Genomic DNA, 20,451 nt, shown 5'->3' with positions numbered 1-20,451 from the left:
ATTAATCTGACTTTAATATCTAAAATATTTTTTTATATATTTATAAATTAAATCAAAATATTGATAAATTAATTTTATTAAAATAATTATTTTTATATTTATTTAAAATAAATTTTTTTAAAAAAAATTTATTTTACAATATTTATATTAATATTTTAATATTATCTAGTTTTCTAATTTTAAGAATTAAATATTTGAGGATAACTAGGATGAATAAAGAAATGTTAGCTGTTATTGAAGCAGTTTCTAATGAAAAATCTTTACCTCGTGAAAAAATATTTGAAGCTATGGAAAGTGCTTTAGCTAGTGCTACAAAAAAAAAATATGAACAAGATATAGAAGTATTAGTAAATATTGATCGTAAAAATGGTAATTTTAATACTTTCAGAAGATGGTTAATTGTTAAAAAAGTACATTTTCCTACTAAAGAAATTACATTAGATGCAGCTCGTATTGAAGATAATAGTCTTAATTTAGGAGATTATATTTATGATCAAATAAAATCTATTAATTTTGATCGCATAACTACACAAACTGCTAAACAAGTTATTGTTCATAAAGTTAGAGAAGCAGAAAAAGCTATTACTATAGCTCAATTTAAAAAACAAGAAGGAAAAATTTTAAGTGGTATAGTAAAAAAAGTAAATAGAGGACACCTAAATTTAGATTTAGGTCATGGTGTAAATGCTGTTATTTTACGTTCTGATATGTTACCTAGAGAAAATTTTAGACTAGGAGATAGAATAAGAGGTGTATTATTTTACATTAAAGAAGATATAAAAGAAACACAATTATTTCTAAGTAGATCTAGAATACAAATGATAACTGAATTATTTCATATTGAAGTACCCGAAATAGGAGAGGGATTAATTGAAATTAAAGCAACTGCACGAGATCCAGGATCTAGAGCAAAAATTGCTGTGAAAACAAATGATAAAAGGATCGATCCAGTTGGTGCTTGTGTTGGGATGAGAGGTGCTAGAGTACAAGCAATATCTAATGAATTAAATGGAGAACGTATTGATATTATCTCATGGGATGATAATACTGAAAAATTTGTTATTAATGCTATGTCCCCAGCTGATATATCATCAATAATTATAAATGAAAAAATTCATATTATAGATATAATTGTAGAAGAAAATAATTTAGCACAAGCTATTGGAAGAAATGGACAAAATATTCGTTTAGCATCACAATTAATTGGTTGGGAATTAAATGTAATGACTAAACATGATTTATATCATAAATATAAAAAAGAAAAAAATAATATTATAAATATGTTTATGAAACACTTAAATATTAATTATGAACTATCAAAAAAAATAATTGAAGATGGAAATATTTCTTCTTTTAAAGAATTAATATCAACCCCAAGTAAAAAATTATATAAAATAATTAATTCTTTTAGTTTAAAAATTAATGATTTGAAAAAAATAAAAAAATTAGTAGAAAATATTAATATTAATTTTTATTTAACTAAGAAAAAAAATATTAATAATCAATTAAAAAAAAAATTTTTAAAATTAAAAGGAATTAATAATCAGTTATCTGAATATTTAATAAAGAAAGGTATTTCAACAATTGAAAAATTAGCTGAACAAAGTATTGAAGATATATCTGATATAGATAATCTAGATCAAATAAAAGCAGGTGAAATAATTATGTCTGCACGTAATTTTTGTTGGTTTAATAAAAAAAATAATCCGTAATTAATTTTGATAAGAGGAGTAAACAGCATGATAGATGCTGTTATAAATATAAAATTATTAGCTAGTGAAATGAAAATTTCAATAAAAAATATAATTAAATATTTTTCTGATATAGGTATTTCTAAATTAGAAAATGATATAGTTAATAAAGAAGAAAAAAAAAAATTTTTAATATATTTAAAAAATAAAAAAATAAAAAAATTAAAGTTATTAAATATAAAAAAAAAAATAAATAATATTTTAAATAATAAAAAAAAAATTTTATCTCAAGATAAAAAAAATTTATTAAAAAAAACTAGTAAAATTAATAATCAAATTTTATTAAAAAAAAAAAAATTGAAAAAAAATAAATTATTTATTAAAAATAATGATAAAAAAATTTATAATATAGATTATAAAAAAAATTTAGAATTAAATAAAAAAAAAATATTTAAAAATAAAAAATATTATAAAAAAAAAATAAATACTGATATTTTTCATAAAAATTTAAATAATAAAAAAAAGTATAAAAATAATAAAGAAAATAAAAAAAAATTTATTAATAATAAATATAAAAAAAAATTTTCTAAATTATATCAGAATTTTAGTAAACCAATTAAAAATATTAATCGTAATATCATTATTAATGATACTATTAGTATTACTGAATTATCTAATAAAATGGCTGTTAAAAATACAGAATTAATAAAAATTATGATTAATATGGGAGAAAAATTTTCTAATATTAATCAAAAATTAGATCAAGATACAGCCCAATTAATAGCAGAAGAAATGGGTCATAAAGTTATATTAAAAAATGAAAATGATATAGAAAAATTATTAATTAATAAGGAAGATTATATTAATCGAATACCTGTAATAAGACCCCCAATAGTTACAATTATGGGACATGTAGATCATGGTAAAACTTCATTATTAGATTATATTTTATCAAGTAATATAACTTCAAAAGAATCAGGAGGTATTACTCAATATATAAATACATATGAAATAAAATTTAATAACAAGAAAATAACATTTATTGATACTCCAGGACATGAATCTTTTACTTCTATGAGATACAGAGGTAGTCAAATTACTGATATCATAGTATTAGTTATTGCAATTGATGATGGAGTAATGCCACAAACTATAGAAGCTATAAAACATGCAAAAAAAACAAAAGTATCAATAATTGTAGCAATTAACAAAATTGATAAAAAAATTTCAAATTTTGAAAAAATCAAAAATGAATTAAGTAGATATAATATTATTTCGGAAGAATGGGGAGGAGAAAATATATTTATTAAAGTTTCTGCTAAAACTGGAGAAGGCATAAATAAATTATTAAATGCTATTTTATTACAAGCAGAAATTTTAGAATTAAAATCTTTTAATGAAGGTATTGCAAAAGGTATTGTTATTGAATCTTATTTAGATAAAGGTAAAGGTCCTATAGCTAGTGTTATAATTAAAGAAGGAGTTTTAAAAAAAGGTGATATAGTACTTTGTGGTTATACTTTTGGAAAAATAAAAAAATTAATTAATAGTAAAGGGTTAGATATCTTACAAGCAGGACCTTCAACTCCTATTAAAATTATAGGTTTATCAGAAGTACCATATGCTGGAGATAGTTTAATAGTAGTAAAATATGAAAAACAAGCTAAAGAAATAGCATTATATAGAAAAAATAAATATCGAGAAATAACATTAGCTAACAAACAAAAAAAATTAAAAAAAGTATTTTCAAATTTAGATAATAAAAATATTCATGAAATAAATCTTTTAGTAAAAACAGATGTACAAGGTTCTATTGAAGTTATAAAAAATACATTAATAAATTTATCTAATGATAAAATACATATAAAAATTATTTATTCTGGTGTTGGTGAAATTACTGAAACAGATATTTCAATGGCAATCGCTAATTCAGAAAAACATTTAATTATTATTGGTTTTAATGTTAAAGCAAATAATACTGTAAAAAATATAATAAAAGTAGAAAATATACAAGTAATATTTTTTACTATTATTTATGATTTAATTAAATATATGAAAAAATATATACAAAAAATTTTAATTCCTGAATACAAAGAATCAATATTAGGATTAGCAAAAGTTAGAAGTATTTTTACAATTCCTAAAATTGGTATCATCGCAGGATGTCTAGTAACATTTGGAATAATAAAACGTAATAATTTAATTAAATTAATTAGAGATAATAAAATTATTTATAAAGGAATTATAGATTCTTTAAGAAGATTTAAAGAAAGTGTTAATGAAGTACGTAATGGAATGGAATGTGGGATAGGTATTAAAAATTTCAATGATATTAATATCGGAGATAAAATAGAAATTTTTGAAAAAATTGAACTTACAAAAAAATAATATTTTTTTTAATATTTTAATAAAAAATATATATAAATAAGGGAGTTTATTATTGTATCGTAATCAACGTATTGCATATGAATTAAAAAAACAAATAGCAAAAATATTACAAAATAATATTAATGATATTAGAATAAATAAATTTAGTACTGTTACTGATATAGTAGTATCAAAAGATTTTTCATATGCAAAAATTTTTATAATATTATCATATAAAGAAGAAAAATTACAAAATAAAAAAAATTCATTTTTTTATTTAAATAAAACTACAGAATATATTAGATATATTCTTAAAAAAAAAATAAAATTACGTAAAATACCAAAAATAAAATTTTTTTTAGATTCTTCTTTCAAGAAAGGTAAATATATTAGTAGTATTTTAAATAATTTAAAAATTAAAAAAGGATAATTATAACCATAATTAAATTTTAAATATAAAATTTTAAAAAAATAATAAAAAATAAAAAAAATATTTTATTAATAAATTTATAAAATTTAAAGTATTTATTAGAATTATTTAATATATTTAAATTTTATAAATATAAAAAAAATAATATATATAAAAATATTATATTTCATTAGATATTTAATATTATTAAATGTAATAATTTATTACTAATATTTTTTTGATAGCATAATATATTTTATAAATATTTAATTAATTTATATAAAAAATACTAAAATAAATATAATTTTCTTATTAAAAGAAAAAATGTTAATATCTCTATAAAATATTTTATTAATAATAATGAATTTTTTTAAAAGAAAAATTAAATAAAATTATTTTATATATGTTAAATTAATATAAAAGAGTATTTTTTTATAAAAAAATAAAATTATTTAATAATTTTACAAAATAAATTTTTTAAATTAAATTTTTTTTTTAAAAAAATATATATATTTATATTTTATAAATAAATATATTTTAAATATTAAATAATCAAAAAAACTGATTATAAAATATCAAAATTTATAAATTAAATATTTTTTAATAAAATAAGTAATATATCTAAATTTTATTTTTTATTTTTATTATAAGTTATAAAAAATAAAATTAATATTTATTATTATAAATTAAAAATATTCTGTATTTTTGAAAAAATTATATAATTTTGTTATTATTTATTAAATTTAATAATAAATATATACATAAAAGATGTAAATTATTAATTTATTAATAATTTAATGGGGTTAAGTTATGTGTTTTAATACAATACAAAAAACAAAAATCATAAAAAAATATGAAAAACATAATAAAGATAAAGGATCAACCAAAGTACAAATAGCTTTATTAACATTTAAAATTAATTATCTACAAAAACATTTTGTTATTCATAAAAAAGATCATCATAGCCGCAGAGGGCTTTTAAATATGATATCACAACGTAGAAAATTATTAAATTATTTTAAAAAAAAAAATTTATATGATTATAATATATTAATTGAAAGTTTAGGGTTAAGAAGATAAAAATATTTTAATATTAATATGTATTAATTAGAAATTTTAAAAATTAATTTATTTTTTTTAATATAAAAAAATTTTATTAAAGGATATTTATTTTGTTAAGCCCGATTATTCATAGATTTCGTTATGGTAATAATACTGTAACCATTGAAACAGGAATGATAGCCAGACAAGCAACATCATCTGTCATGGTTAGTATTGATGATACTGCTGTTTTTGTTACTTTAGTTGTAGATAATGAAGTAAAATTAGAGCAAAATTTTTTTCCTTTATCTGTACATTACCAAGAAAAGTTATATGCTGCTGGTCGTATTCCTGGTAATTTCTTTCGCAGAGAAGGACGTCCTAGTGAAAATGAAATTTTAATCTCTAGATTAATTGATCGTCCTATAAGACCTTTATTTAAAAAAGGTTTTTTAAATGAAACTCAAATTATTGCAACTGTGATGTCTATAAATCCGGAGATTAATCCAGATATTGTTGCTATTATTGGTGCGTCTACTGTACTTAATTTAGCTGGTATTCCGTTTAACGGGCCATTTGGTACAGCACGTGTTGGTTATATTGATAATAAATACGTATTAAATCCTAATATTAAAGAAATGAAAAATAGTACATTAGATTTAATTGTTACTAGTACTAAAAAAGCTATTTTAATGGTGGAAGCTAAATCTCATTTATTAACTGAAGATCAAATTTTAAATGCAATAATATATGGACATAATGAACAACAAATTTTAATTAATAATATTATTAAATTATCTAATAAAGTAAAAAAAAAAAATCATACATGGATTTTATATCCTTTAAATGAGAAACTTAAAGAAAAAATTTATTCTTTATCTTATAAAGAATTAGTAAAAGCATATAATATTCAAGAAAAAAAATATAGAATGAATGAAATTGATTCGATAAAACACAAAATCATTGAATTAATTAAAAAAGAAAAAGAGTATGAAAATACTTCTATTTATTGTTTAAATGAAATTTTTTATGAATTAGAAAAAAAAATAGTTCGAAAAAATATTATAAATAAAAATTTAAGAATTGATGGTCGTGAACATGACATGATACGCAATTTAGATGTACGAATCGGTGTTCTTCCAAGAACACATGGTTCAGCATTATTTACAAGAGGAGAAACACAATCTTTAGTTACAGCCACATTAGGAACTAATAGAGATGCTCAAACATTAGATGATTTATTAAATAATAAAACAGATAATTTTTTATTCCATTATAATTTTCCACCCTATTCTGTAGGTGAAGTTGGAATGATGAGTTCACCCAAAAGACGAGAAATTGGTCATGGAAATCTAGCTAAAAAATCTTTAATCCCAGTTATGCCTAATATAGATATTTTTCCTTATACAATAAGGATTGTATCTGAAATAACAGAATCTAATGGTTCATCTTCTATGGCTTCAGTATGTGGAGCATCATTAGCCATGATGGATGCTGGAATTCCAATTAATAATGCTGTAGCAGGTATTGCTATGGGATTAATAAAAGAAAATAATAATTTTATCGTATTATCAGATATTTTAGGAGATGAAGATCATTTAGGTGATATGGATTTTAAAGTAGCAGGTACTAAAAACGGAATTACTGCTTTACAAATGGATATGAAAATAGAAGGTATTAATTATAAAATAATAAAATTAGCTTTATTTCAAGCAAAATTAGCTAGATTACATATTTTAAAAATAATGAAAAAAGCTATTTCTTCCCCTAGAAAAAATATTTCAGAATTTGCACCAAGAATTCATACATTAAAAATTAATCCAGAAAAAATTAAAGATATGATAGGTAAAGGAGGATCTGTTATTAGAGCTTTAACAGAAGAAACTGATACAATTATTGAAATAGAAGATAGTGGAATAGTCAAAATTGCAGCTAAAAATAATGAAAAAATTAAATTTGCAATTAAACGTATAAAAGAGATTACAGCAGATATAATTGTTGGAAAAATATATAATGGTAAAGTAGTACGTATTGTTGATTTTGGTGCTTTTATTTCAATAGGAAATGGTAAAGAAGGATTAGTACATATTTCTCAAATAACAAATAAACATGTGAATAAAGTAAGTGATTATTTACAAATATTACAAAATGTGTTTGTTAAAGTTATAGAAATTGATAAACAAGGAAGAATTAGATTAAGTATTAAAGCTGCTGCTATTGAGAGATTTTAATTTTTATTTTTTTTTATAAAAAAAGTTATACAAATAATTATATAAATTATTTTTATAAATAATATTTTTTAATATATAAATATTTAGTAAAATATTAATTAATGAAAATTAATTGTAAAATTTTTATTTATATAAAATAATTTTTAATATTTGTAATTATATTTTTTATTATAATCCCATCTAATAATTATTAGATTATTACTTATATTAATTTTTTAATTATTTATTTTAAATAGGCATATATATTATATGATAAATATTACTAATTTTACTAAATTTGGTTTAAATAAATTTATTTTAAAAGCATTAAATGACATAGGATATGTAGAACCATCTCCTATACAAAAAAAGTGTATTCCATATTTATTATCATCAAAAGATGTATTAGGAATAGCTCAAACAGGTAGTGGTAAAACTGCTGCATTTATACTACCATTATTAAATAATTTAGATTTATCTATAAAAAAAACTCAAATATTAATTTTAACACCTACTAGAGAATTAGCAATACAAGTAACTAAAGCCACTTCATTATTTGCAAAATATTTAAAAGGAATTAGTATTTTAGCATTATATGGAGGACAATCATATCAAGTACAATTTAAACGTTTAAAATTAGGTGTTCAAATTATTATCGCTACTCCAGGACGTTTATTAGATCATGTTAAAAGAAAAACTGTTAATTTATTTAAATTAACTAGTTTAGTAATAGATGAAGCAGATGAAATGTTAAGAATGGGATTTATTGAAGATGTAGAAAAAATATTATCTACAATACCAAAAAAACATCAAACATCATTATTTTCTGCAACTATGCCAAAAAGAATTAAACATATAACTAAAAAATTTATGGTTAATCCATATGAAATTTTTATAAAAAGTGATATTAAAACAATCCCAGATATTAAACAAACTTATTGGTTAATAAATAGTAAAAAAATAGATGCTTTAATGAAATTTTTAGAAACTGAAAATTTTACTGCAGCTTTAATTTTTGTTAAAACAAAAACATCTACAATAGAAATTGCTGATAAACTAAAACAATTTAATTACAATAGTGCTGCATTAAATGGAGATATGAATCAAAATAATAGAGAAAAAACATTAGAAAAATTTAGAAACGGGAAATTAGATATTTTAATTGCTACTGATATTGCAGCAAGAGGATTAGATGTAAATAGAATTGATTTAGTTATAAATTATGATATTCCCATGGATATTGAATCATATATTCATCGTATTGGAAGAACTGGTAGAGCTGGGAGACAAGGTAAATCTTTATCATTTATTGAATATAAAGAAAAAAGATTACTTAAAAATATTGAATATAAAATAAAATGTAATATTAATGAAGTATTATTACCTAATAATAAAATTTTATATCAAAAAAGATTAGAAAATCTCATAAAAAAAATAAAAGAAGAATCAAATTATATAAATAATGTAGATTTAATTAAATATAAAGAAATTATATCAAATTTAATTATTAAAAATAATATAAATGAAGAAATATTAATTACAATTTTATTAAAATTATCTCAAAACAAAAGACCTTTAATTTTACCTCCTGATCCTATTATTTCTAAAAAAATATTTAATAGAAAATCAAAATTTAATAAAAAAATAAAAAAATATATGGATATATATCGTATTAATATAGGTAAAAAAGATAAAGTAGAAGTACGTCATATTGTAGGAGCAATTATTAATGAATTAAAAATAAATAGTAATGATTTAGGTAATATAAAATTATTTAATAATTATTCTACTATTGAATTAACTCCGATAATTAAAAAAAATATTTTAAAATATTCTCAAAATATTAAAATTTTAAACAAAAGTATTAATTTTGAATTAGTTTTAAAAAAATTTTATAAAAGAAAATTACGTTCAAAATTTAAAAAAAAATATATTAAATAATAAAATATTTTAATATTTAATTATTAATTTTTTTGAATAAATTTTAATTAAAATTTTTATAAAAATTAATTATTCCTTTAGAAGAACAATCATATTGGATTATTTTCTCTTGAATATTTTTATTTATATTTTCAACTAAAAAATTAGTTATTTTTTTTCCTAATTCAACTCCCCATTGATCAAAAGAAAATATATTTAAAACTACACCTTGTATAAAAACTTTATGTTCATAATATGAAATTAATAATCCTAAATTATAAGGAGTAATTTTTTTTAAAAAAATAGAATTACTAGGTTTATTTCCAAAACAATATTTATATATATTTTCTTTTTTATATGTATTATTAATATTACCAAAAGCTAATGCCCTTGTTTGAGCAATATAATTTGCAATAAGTTTAATATGATGATCTTTATATTTATTATTATAAGGAATAGCAGCTGCTATAAAATCACATGGGATTAATTTAGTACCTTGATGTAACATTTGAAAAAAAGAATGTTGTCCATTTGTACCTACATCACCCCATATAATAGAACTAGTTTGATATGATATTTTATTACCATTCCTATCTATTGATTTACCATTAGATTCCATATTTAATTGCTGTAAATATGATGGTAAAAAACGCATATTATCACAATAAGGAATTATGGCTTCTGTTTCTGTGTTCCAAAAATTATTATACCAAATACTAATTAAAGCCATAATAATAGGAATATTTTTATCTAATGGAGTGTAAAAAAAATGATGATCCATTTTATTTGCTCCTTGTAATAATTTTTTAAAATTATTAAAACCAATAGATAATGATATCAATAATCCAATAGAAGACCATAAAGAAAAACGTCCTCCTATTTCAGATAATAATGGTAAAATATTTTTTTTATCTATTCCAAAATCTATTGCTGCATTAATATTATTAGTAACTGCAATAAAATGTTTAGAAAAAATATCTTTATTTAGATCTTTATTTATATTTCTTCTAAACCATTTTTTTATACTTAAAGCATTAGTTATTGTTTCTTGTGTATTAAAGGTTTTTGAAGCAATAATAAAAATACTTTCTTCTGGTTTAATTTTATTAATTATATTTCTAATTTGATTAGAATCAATATTAGATAAAAAAAATAAATTTAATTTATTTTTATATTCTTTTAATGTTTCTGTAACCATTAAAGGACCTAATTGAGAACCCCCTATTCCTATATTTATTATATTTTTTATTTTTTTATTTGTATAACCTTTCCATTTTCCTAATATTATTTCATTAGAAATATCTTTAATTTTTTTTAAAATTTTATCTATATTATTATAAATTTTTTTATTTTTTAAAAAAAAAATATTATGATCATATCTTAATGATGTATGTAGAACAGATTGTTGTTCAGTAACATTAATTTTTTTACCATAAAACATTGAATAAATAGCATCAAAACATTTAGTTTCTTTTGCTAAATTTAACAGATAATTTAAAGTTTTTTGATTAATAATATTTTTTGAATAATCAAAAAGAATTTTATTTTCAAAATTAATAGAAAAGTTTTTAAATCTATTTGGATCTTTTATAAATAAATCATTAATAGTTATTTTATTCATTTCTTGAAAATGTTTTTTTAAATATTTCCAAGAAGAAGTTTTTGTAGGATCAATATTTTTCATATAATATTATTATTTTATATTTTTAAAAAATTATTTAAAAAAAATATTATTTATAATTAAACTAATTATATCATAAATTTTAAATTTATTAAAAATTCAATTTTTTTATTTTAATATGATAAAATATTATATTTAAATAAATATATTTTTTATATGATTCTTAATTATTTAATTATTCCAAATAATAATTTTTTTATTAAAAAAAAATATACAATTGTTATATTACATGGATTATTTGGTAATAAAAAAAGTTTATATGTAATGGGAAAATTTTTAAATAAAAATTTAAAATATAGAATTATATTAATAGATATTAGAAACCATGGTTTATCTCCCTACCATAAAAAAATGAATTATAGATATTTATCTAAAGATGTATTAGATACATTAAATTTTTTAAATATAAAAAAAAATATTATTATTATTGGACATTCTATGGGAGGTAAAATAGCAATGAATATTAGTCAATTTATGTTATTTGACAATATTAAAACTATTATTATTTTAGATATAGCTCCTGTAAAATATCAATACTATAATAAAAATATACTTTTTGCATTAGAACAAGTATATAAAACAAAAAATTTAATAAGAAAAGATGTATTTAATATAATGAAATTATTTATTAAAAATAAATTTATAATAAATACATTATTAAAAACATTTATAGATGGTAAATGGGAATTTAATTTTCCAATTTTAAAAAATCAATATAAAAAAATATTAGATTGGAATTTAGTTCCTAAGTGGGAAGGTAAAATTTTTTTTTTAAAAGGAGAACAATCAAATTATATAAATAAAATTTACTATAAAGATATTTTTTTTCAATTTCCTAATGCGAAAATATATAATATTCCCAATTCTGGACATTTATTACATATTGAAAATACAAAATTAGTATTTAATTTAATATTAAAATTATGTTATAAATAATATTTTTAAATAAAAAATAATATAAAATGTCTAAAATTGGTATTTTTTTCGGTAGTGATACCGGTAATACTGAAAATGTTGCTTTTAAGATACAAAAACAATTAAATAAAAAAAATTCTTCAGTATTTAATATTTCTAAAATAGGTCAAAAAGATATTGAAAAATATAATATTCTTTTATTAGGTATACCTACATGGTATTATGGAGAAGTTCAATGTGATTGGGAAGATTTTTTACCTACTTTACAAAAAATAAATTTTAAAAATAAATATATAGGATTATTTGGTTGTGGTGATCAAGAAGATTATGGAGAATATTTTTGTGATGCCATAAAAATTATTTATGATATAGTAAAAAAAAATAAAGCTAATATTATTGGTTATTGGCCTACTAAAGGTTATCATTTTAATGATACTAAAAGTTTAAAAAATAAAAATTATTTTTTAGGATTAACTATAGACGAAGATCGACAATCAGAATTAACTAATTTACGTATTAAAACATGGGTACAACAAATATCTAAAGAGATAAAAATTTAATAATTATAAAATCAATTATATTTAATATAATTGATTTTATGAATTTTATTTATCATTTTTTTTTAATGATAAGATTCTGTTAAAAACTATTTTATTTTTATTTGAGTATTTTTTATCAAAATAAAAATAACCTTCTCTTTCAAATTGAAAATGTTTATTTTTGTTATTTTTTAATAGATTTTTTTCTATAAAACCCTTATATATTAATAATGATTTTTTATTTAAAAATTTTAAAATATTATCATCATAATTAATATTTTTTTTTATAAATAAATTATCATATAGATAAAAATTAGCTGGTTCAGAATATAAACAAGATATCCAATGAATTATACCTTTTATTTCTTTTTTTTTATTTATTTTTATTCCTAAAGAATCTTTATAATATATACAATGAATACAAATAATATTATTATTTTTATCTTTTATAATTTTTTTTGCTTTAATAACAAAAGAATATCTTAATTTAACTTTAAATCCTAAAATAAGTCTTTTATAATTTTCTTTCTCTATTTCAGAAAAATCTAAAATATCTATATATATTTCTTTAGTAAAATAAATATTTTTATATCCCATATTTTTATTATTAGGATGATTAGGAATTAATAATTTTATTTTTTTTTTAAAAGGAAAATTATCAATAATAATTTTTAAAGGTCTTAATATTGCCATTGTTCTAGGAGCTGATTTATTTAATTCTGATTTTATACAAGATTCTAAAAAAGACATTTCTATAATATTATTTTGTTTAGTTACTCCTATACTATAACAAAAATTTTTTAAAGAAGAAGATGTATATCCTTTTCTACGTAATCCAGAAATAGTTAATAAACGAGGGTCATCCCATCCACTAACTATTTTATTTTTTATTAAAATATTTATATTTCTTTTTGAAGTTATTCCATATTCTATATTTAATTTTGAAAATTCATATTGTTTAGGATGATTTTTTATACTAATATTATTAAGAATCCAATTATATAATACTTTATTATCTTGAAATTCTAATGTACATAAAGAATGAGTAATTCCTTCAATTGAATCAGATATACAATGACTAAAATCATAAGTTGGGTATATAAACCATTTTTTATTAGTTTGATGATGTTTTTGAAACTTAATTCTATATAATACAGGATCTCTCATAACAATAATCTTAGATTGCATATCTATTTTAGCACGTAAAGATAAACTACCTTCAGAAAATTTACCTAAACGCATATTTTCAAATAGTTCTAAATTATCTTTTATTGAACGATTTCTATAAGGACTATTTTTACCAGGTATTGATAATGTACCTCTATAATTTCTAATATTTTCTATATCTAATTCATCAACATAAGCTAAATTTTTATTAATTAATTCTATAGCATATTCATACATCAAATTAAAATAATTTGATGTGTATTTAATATTTTCATCCCATTTAAATCCTAACCATATTAAATCTTTTTTTATATATTCAATATATTTTATATTTTCAGTTGAAGGATTAGTATCATCAATTCTTAAAAAAAATTTACCTTTATAAAATTTAGCTATTGTAAAATTCAAACAAATAGATTTTATATGACCTATATGTAAATAACCATTAGGTTCAGGTGGGAATCTAGTACGTATTAAACGATATTTTTTATTTTTTATATCATTTTCAATAATTTTAAAAATAAAATTTTTTTTATAAAAATTATTATATTTATACATATTTTTTTACTCTTTTCACAAATTTAATGTAAATTTAAATTTAAATAAATAAATTAGTTGACGTTATAATTTATTATTTACATAATATACAATAATTATTGGCTACGTAGCTTAGTTGGTTAGAGCACAGCATTCATAACGCTGAGGTCATGGGTTCAACTCCCATCGTAGCTAAATAAAAAAATAATTTGCGGGAGTGGCGGAATTTGGTAGACGCACCAGATTTAGGTTCTGGTTATTAATTTTTAATATAATACGAGTTCAACTCTCGTCTCCCGCAAATAAATAATAATATTTTGGGGTATAGCCAAGTGGTTAAGGCACCGGTTTTTGATACCGGCATCCCTGGTTCAAATCCAGGTACCCCAGAGTTATTAATTCTTTTATAAAATTTAACAAAAAATAAATTTTTAATTATTAATTATGCCAAATGATAAATTATATATTAAAACTTGGGGCTGTCAAATGAATGAATATGATTCTTCTAAGATAGCAGATATTATGGAAAATAAGTTAAATTGTAAGATTACTGAATCTGTTAAAAATGCAAATATTTTAATATTAAATACATGTTCTATTAGAGAAAAAGCACAAGAAAAATTATTTCATCAATTAGGAAGATGGAAAATTTTAAAAAAACAAAATCCTGAAATTATTATAGGAGTTGGAGGTTGTGTAGCTTCACAGGAAGGGAAAAAAATATTAAATAGAGCATATTATGTTGATATTATTTTTGGTCCTCAGACTTTTCATAGATTACCCCAAATGATATATAAAGTACGTAAATTTAAAAAATATTTAATAGATATTAGTTTTCCTAAAATTGAAAAATTTAAATTTTTTCCTATAACAAAAAAAAAAAATGTAAGTGCTTTTGTTTCAATAATAGAAGGTTGTAATAAATATTGTACTTATTGTATAGTACCTCATACTAGAGGTAAAGAAATAAGCAGACCTTATAAAGATATACTTTTAGAAATTAAACATTTGTCTATTCAAGGAGTAAAAGAAATACATTTATTAGGTCAAAATGTTAATGCTTATAATTATATTGATAATCAAAATAAAAAATATTATACTTTTTCAAAATTATTAGTACTAATTTCAAAAATAGAAAATATAAAAAGAATTAGATTTACTACAAGTCATCCTAAAGATTTTTCTGATGAATTAATTAATATCTATAAAAAACTTCCTAAATTAGTAAATTTTTTACACCTACCGGTACAAAGTGGTTCTGATAAGATTTTATCTTTAATGAAAAGAAGATATAATATATCTGAATATATTAACATTATTAATAAAATTAGAAGTATTAGACCTAATATTCAAATTGGTTCAGATTTTATAGTTGGTTTTCCTGGAGAAACTAAAAAAGATTTTGACGATACTATTTCTTTAATTTTAGATTTAGATTTAGATATGAGTTTTAGTTTTATTTACTCTCCTAGACCAGGAACTCCAGCAAGTAAAATGAAAGATAATGTAAGTATATTAGAAAAAAAAAAAAGATTATATCTATTGCAATATTATATTAAAGAACAAACTAAAAAATTTAGTTTAAAAATGTTAAATACAATACAAATTATTTTAGTAGAAGGTATATCTATCCAAAATAATAAATATTTTGGTAAAACTGAAAATAATAGAATAGTTTTTTTTATAAGTGAAAAAAATTATATTGGTAAATTTATTTATGTAAAAATTCTTGATACTTATATATATTCTTTATATGGAGAATTTGTATCTACTTATAAAAATTAACTTTTATTTTAGGATTATATGAAATTAGATATTATTTTAAATTATTACAATTTTTGTAAAAATAATGATAATCTTCCTTTAAAAGGCGATATTTTGTATTGGTTATACAAAATTTTTTCAAAAAAAAAAATAAAAAAAATTGAGCTTACTATTTCTATAGTAGAAAAAGATTTTATTTTAAAACTTAATAAAAAATATTTAAAAATTTCTAAACCAACTAATGTACTATCTTTTTTATTAGAAAAAAATTTTTTTAAAAAAAAATTATTAGGTGATCTTGTTTTATGTAAAGAAATTATTGAAAATGAAGCTTTTTCCCAAAAAAAACTTTTAAAATCCCATTGGGCACATATTATTATACATTCATGTTTACATTTATTAAAATATAATCATAAAAATATTAAAGAAACATGTTTAATGCAATTAAAAGAAATTAAAATACTTAATTTACTTGGATATAAAAATCCATATTTAAAATAAAATTTTTAATAGTATATAAAAAAGTTATTGTTGTAAAATAATTTATTTTATTAAATAAATAAAAATAATATATTCAGGAATTGTTTTTATATGAAAAAAGAATATTCTCCTAAAGACATAGAATTTTATGTACAAAAAGAATGGGAATTTAAAAAAACTTTTAAAGTAACTGAAGATTATAATAAAAAAAAATTTTATTGTCTTTCAATGTTACCTTATCCATCAGGTAAATTACATATGGGACATGTACGTAACTATACTATAGGAGATGTTATTGCAAGATATCAACGAATGTTAGGAAAAAATGTTTTACATCCAATTGGATGGGATGCTTTTGGTTTACCTGCAGAAATTGCAGCTCATAATCATAATATTGCTCCAAATATATGGACTAAAAATAATATTAAATATATGAAAAAACAATTAAAATTATTAGGATTTAGTTTTGATTGGGATAGAGAGATAACAACATGTGATCCTAATTATTATCGTTGGGAACAATGGTTTTTTTTAAAATTATATAATTTAGGTTTAGCATATAAAAAAAAAGATATAGTTAACTGGTGTCCTATAGATAAAACTATATTAGCTAATGAACAGGTTATTAATAAATGTTGTTGGAGATGTAATAGTCTTGTAAAAAAAAAATTAGTTAAGCAATGGTTTTTAAAAATTACTAATTATGCTGATGAATTACTTAATAATTTAAAAAAATTAAATAATTGGCCTCAAAAAGTAAAAAATATGCAAAAAAATTGGATTGGAAAAATAGAAGGAATAGAAATTATTTTCCAAATTTATAATACTAATTATAAATTTAATGTTTTTATTGAAAAAAAATATTTTTTTATTCTTAAAAATATTACTTTTATTAAAATTTTATATAATCATCCAATATGTAAAAAATTTATAAAAAATAAAAAAATTAAAAATTTTATTAAAAAATATTCATCTTTATCTTCTTTAGGAATAAATAAATTTTCATCTAATAAAATAGATTATATTAATAGTGAGTTATTTGCACAAAATAATATTTTTTTAAAAAAAAAAATACAAATAATAATTGTAAATTATTTATCTAATTATAATAAAATTAATGCAACTATTGGTATACTATCACAATGTGATACTAAAGATTTTATTTTTATACAAAATTATAAAAAATTATTTATATCACAAAATAAAATATCTAATTTAAATAAAAATATTAAAAATAATAATAGTTTACTTATTAAAAAATTAATTTTAAAAAAAAAAGCATTTTATACAAAATATTATCATTTAAAAGATTGGAGTATTTCCAGACAAAGAATATGGGGGACCCCAATCCCAATTATTATACAAAAAAATAATAAATACATACCATTACAAAAAAATGAATTACCTTTTATTTTTCCAAAAAAAATTTTTAGTAAAAATATAAAAGAAAATTATAGTAAAAAAATTAAAAATAATTTAGATTGGTTTAAATATAATCATAATGGTATAACAGGTCAATTAGAAACAGATACATTTGATACTTTTATTGAATCTTCATGGTATTATGCAAGATATACTTCTATTAATGAAAATAATAATATGATAAATAAAAAACATGCTAATTATTGGTTACCTGTAGATCAATATATTGGGGGAATAGAACATGCAACAATGCATTTAATATATTTCCGTTTTTTTCATAAATTAATGAGAGATATTGGTTTATTAAATACTGATGAACCAGTAAAAAAATTATTATGTCAAGGTATGGTATTAGCAAATTCTTATTATTATCTTGATAAAGAAAAAAAATATCATTGGATAAAAGAAAAAAATATTTTTTTTGATAAAAAAAATAATATTTTATTAGACAATAAAGGAAGAAAATTAATTAATAATGGGATGATTAAGATGTCTAAATCTAAAAATAATGGAGTTGATCCTCAGAATATTATTAAAAAATATGGAGCAGATTCTTTACGTCTTTTTATTATGTTTGCCGCTCCTCCTAATATGGATTTAGAATGGCAAGAAAATGGTATAAAAGGGATGTATAAATTTTTAAAAAAAATATGGAAGTTTATTTATGAATATAAAAAATTATCTTTTTTTTATGAAAAAATAAAAAAAGATAAACTATTCCATTCATATAATGAAGAACAACTTATAATACAAGATGATACAAATAAAACTATTATTCAGGTAACAAATAATTTTGAAAAAAATCAATCTTTTAATACAGCAATTTCTTCAATTATGATTTTATTTAATAAAATTAAAAAATATAAAATATATAATAATATTGATTATATTATTATTTTTAATAGTTTATTAATTATACTAAAAATGCTTTACCCTTTTACTCCCCATTTTTGTTTTATATTATGGAAACATATGGGTAATAAAAATGATATTGATCATGTATCATGGCCTGTAATTACAAAAATTGATACTAAAAAAATAAAAAATAAATTTAATATTATAATTCAGATAAATGGAAAAAAAAAATATAATCTTTCTATTCCAGAAAAATTTAAAAATAAACAAAACGATATCAAAAATTATGTATTATCACATAATAATATATCTAAATTTTTAATAAATATTAAAATTATAAAAATAATATATATACCACAAAAAATATTAAATATAGTAACAAAAAAAAAATAGTAGTTTTAATAAACTTAAATACTAATTAATAATATAAATTTTAATAAAAAATGAATCAGATATTTTTAAAAAATTTTTATGAAGATATATATAATAAAAAATATTATTGTTATATTATAACTGGAAATGAATTATTTTTTATTAAAAAAAATATAACTTTATTATTAAAAAAATTATTAAAATTAAATTATATTAAAAATAATATAATTATTATAGATGATAATACTATTTGGGATCAAATTTTTTCTAAATTTATAATTATAGATTTTTTTTGTAAAAAACAAATAATACATTTAATTTTTTTAAATAAAAAATTTTTTTTAAAATTTAAAAAAAATATTAATACTTTAATTAAGTATATAAATAAGAGCAATATTCTAGTTTTAGAAATTCATGATTATATAAATTTATATATTGAAAAAAATTTCAAAAATATTATAAATAATCAACATATAATAATTTATAAATTTAATAAATTAAATAAACTACAAATTATTAATTGGATTTATTTTCGTTTTAAACAATTAAATTTATTTGTAAATAAAAATATTTGTATTTCCTTACATAATTTTTATTCAAAAAATTTAATGTTATTAAATCAAGTTATAGAAAGTATTTATATACAAAAAAAAAATCATGGTTATTTAAATAATTTTATTTTAAAAAAAAATAATAATTTAATTACATCTATTTTATCAGGTAATATCAAAAATAGTTTAATAATAATTAAACAAATGAAAAAAAACAAACAAAATATTTTTATTATTTTTAATAAATTACAAAAAAATATTTTTTTAATTTTAAAATTATATAGGAGTTTAAAAAAATATCCTTTAAATATAATTTTTAAAAAATTTTTAATATTACCAGAAAAACAAAATTATTTTGTAAAAATTTTAAAAAGAATTAATAATAAAAAAATATATTTAATAATTAAACTATTACTAGAAATTGAAATAAATATCAAAAGTTTTATAATAAATAACTATACAGAAAAATATTTTTGGATCGATGTAGAAAGATTAATTCTATTTATTTCATAAAATATATTAAATAATAT

The 20,451-nt window shown here is 18.4% G+C and carries 14 protein-coding genes and 3 tRNA genes; 15 read left to right on the top strand and 2 right to left on the bottom strand.

Annotated elements, in window-relative coordinates:
• Nucleotides 1-209 precede the first annotated feature (209 nt).
• The 6 genes from nusA to GJU05_RS01525 all read left to right on the top strand — a co-directional run bounded on the left by nusA (nucleotide 210) and on the right by GJU05_RS01525 (nucleotide 9,659).
• The gene (gene nusA, locus GJU05_RS01550; RefSeq protein WP_208753788.1) at nucleotides 210-1,712 is read left to right on the top strand and encodes a transcription termination factor NusA; all 1,503 of its coding nucleotides are present in this window, start codon (nucleotides 210-212) and stop codon (nucleotides 1,710-1,712) included.
• 27 nt (nucleotides 1,713-1,739) lie between these two features.
• The gene (gene infB / locus GJU05_RS01545; protein WP_208753787.1) at nucleotides 1,740-4,079 is read left to right on the top strand and encodes a translation initiation factor IF-2; all 2,340 of its coding nucleotides are present in this window, start codon (nucleotides 1,740-1,742) and stop codon (nucleotides 4,077-4,079) included.
• A gap of 52 nt (nucleotides 4,080-4,131) precedes the next feature.
• A complete protein-coding gene (gene rbfA, locus GJU05_RS01540; protein WP_208753786.1) occupies nucleotides 4,132-4,488 on the top strand; it encodes a 30S ribosome-binding factor RbfA in 357 nt (118 codons plus the stop codon).
• A 789-nt stretch (nucleotides 4,489-5,277) separates the two neighbouring features.
• The gene (gene rpsO / locus GJU05_RS01535) at nucleotides 5,278-5,547 is read left to right on the top strand and encodes a 30S ribosomal protein S15 (RefSeq protein ID WP_208753785.1); all 270 of its coding nucleotides are present in this window, start codon (nucleotides 5,278-5,280) and stop codon (nucleotides 5,545-5,547) included.
• A 92-nt stretch (nucleotides 5,548-5,639) separates the two neighbouring features.
• Nucleotides 5,640-7,739: a polyribonucleotide nucleotidyltransferase gene (gene pnp, locus GJU05_RS01530; protein WP_208753784.1), complete on the top strand. Its 2,100-nt coding sequence runs from the start codon at nucleotides 5,640-5,642 to the stop codon at nucleotides 7,737-7,739.
• A 249-nt stretch (nucleotides 7,740-7,988) separates the two neighbouring features.
• Nucleotides 7,989-9,659 (top strand): DEAD/DEAH box helicase, encoded by a 1,671-nt coding sequence (locus GJU05_RS01525; protein ID WP_208753783.1) that lies wholly within the window; start codon nucleotides 7,989-7,991, stop codon nucleotides 9,657-9,659.
• A 43-nt stretch (nucleotides 9,660-9,702) separates the two neighbouring features.
• Here GJU05_RS01525 and pgi read toward each other — a convergent pair whose 3' ends face one another.
• Nucleotides 9,703-11,322: a glucose-6-phosphate isomerase gene (pgi, locus tag GJU05_RS01520; protein WP_208753782.1), complete on the bottom strand. Its 1,620-nt coding sequence runs from the start codon at nucleotides 11,320-11,322 to the stop codon at nucleotides 9,703-9,705.
• Between the two features lie 153 nt (nucleotides 11,323-11,475).
• Between pgi and GJU05_RS01515 the strand changes: the two genes are divergently transcribed.
• Both GJU05_RS01515 and fldA read left to right on the top strand, forming a co-directional pair.
• The gene (locus GJU05_RS01515) at nucleotides 11,476-12,255 is read left to right on the top strand and encodes an alpha/beta fold hydrolase (RefSeq protein ID WP_208753781.1); all 780 of its coding nucleotides are present in this window, start codon (nucleotides 11,476-11,478) and stop codon (nucleotides 12,253-12,255) included.
• A gap of 26 nt (nucleotides 12,256-12,281) precedes the next feature.
• Nucleotides 12,282-12,794 carry a flavodoxin FldA gene (gene fldA / locus GJU05_RS01510; RefSeq protein ID WP_208753780.1) on the top strand — a complete coding sequence of 171 codons (513 nt, stop codon included), beginning with the start codon at nucleotides 12,282-12,284 and terminating at the stop codon, nucleotides 12,792-12,794.
• 45 nt (nucleotides 12,795-12,839) lie between these two features.
• Here fldA and glnS read toward each other — a convergent pair whose 3' ends face one another.
• On the bottom strand, nucleotides 12,840-14,498 hold the full coding sequence (gene glnS / locus GJU05_RS01505; protein WP_208753779.1) for a glutamine--tRNA ligase: 1,659 nt from the start codon (nucleotides 14,496-14,498) through the stop codon (nucleotides 12,840-12,842).
• 100 nt (nucleotides 14,499-14,598) lie between these two features.
• On the opposite strand from glnS, the gene GJU05_RS01500 reads away from it, so the two are divergent.
• The 7 genes from GJU05_RS01500 to holA all read left to right on the top strand — a co-directional run bounded on the left by GJU05_RS01500 (nucleotide 14,599) and on the right by holA (nucleotide 20,434).
• A tRNA-Met gene (locus GJU05_RS01500) sits at nucleotides 14,599-14,672 on the top strand.
• A 16-nt stretch (nucleotides 14,673-14,688) separates the two neighbouring features.
• A tRNA-Leu gene (locus GJU05_RS01495) sits at nucleotides 14,689-14,778 on the top strand.
• Between the two features lie 17 nt (nucleotides 14,779-14,795).
• Nucleotides 14,796-14,867: transfer RNA gene (locus GJU05_RS01490), tRNA-Gln, on the top strand.
• A 54-nt stretch (nucleotides 14,868-14,921) separates the two neighbouring features.
• A complete protein-coding gene (gene miaB / locus GJU05_RS01485) occupies nucleotides 14,922-16,262 on the top strand; it encodes a tRNA (N6-isopentenyl adenosine(37)-C2)-methylthiotransferase MiaB (RefSeq protein WP_208753778.1) in 1,341 nt (446 codons plus the stop codon).
• Nucleotides 16,263-16,280: 18 nt separating this feature from the next.
• Nucleotides 16,281-16,742, top strand: a complete 462-nt coding sequence (gene ybeY, locus GJU05_RS01480) for an rRNA maturation RNase YbeY (RefSeq protein ID WP_208753777.1) — start codon at nucleotides 16,281-16,283, stop codon at nucleotides 16,740-16,742.
• Nucleotides 16,743-16,832: 90 nt separating this feature from the next.
• Nucleotides 16,833-19,391, top strand: coding sequence for a leucine--tRNA ligase (gene leuS / locus GJU05_RS01475; RefSeq protein WP_208753776.1), 2,559 nt, complete (start codon nucleotides 16,833-16,835; stop codon nucleotides 19,389-19,391).
• Nucleotides 19,392-19,441: 50 nt separating this feature from the next.
• Entirely contained in the window at nucleotides 19,442-20,434 is a 993-nt protein-coding gene (gene holA, locus GJU05_RS01470; protein WP_208753775.1) for a DNA polymerase III subunit delta, read from the top strand.
• Nucleotides 20,435-20,451 lie beyond the last annotated feature (17 nt).

This window comes from Enterobacteriaceae endosymbiont of Donacia fulgens (assembly GCF_012567545.1).
Taxonomy (GTDB): Bacteria; Pseudomonadota; Gammaproteobacteria; order Enterobacterales; family Enterobacteriaceae.
This window is presented reverse-complemented; position numbering and strand designations above follow the sequence as displayed.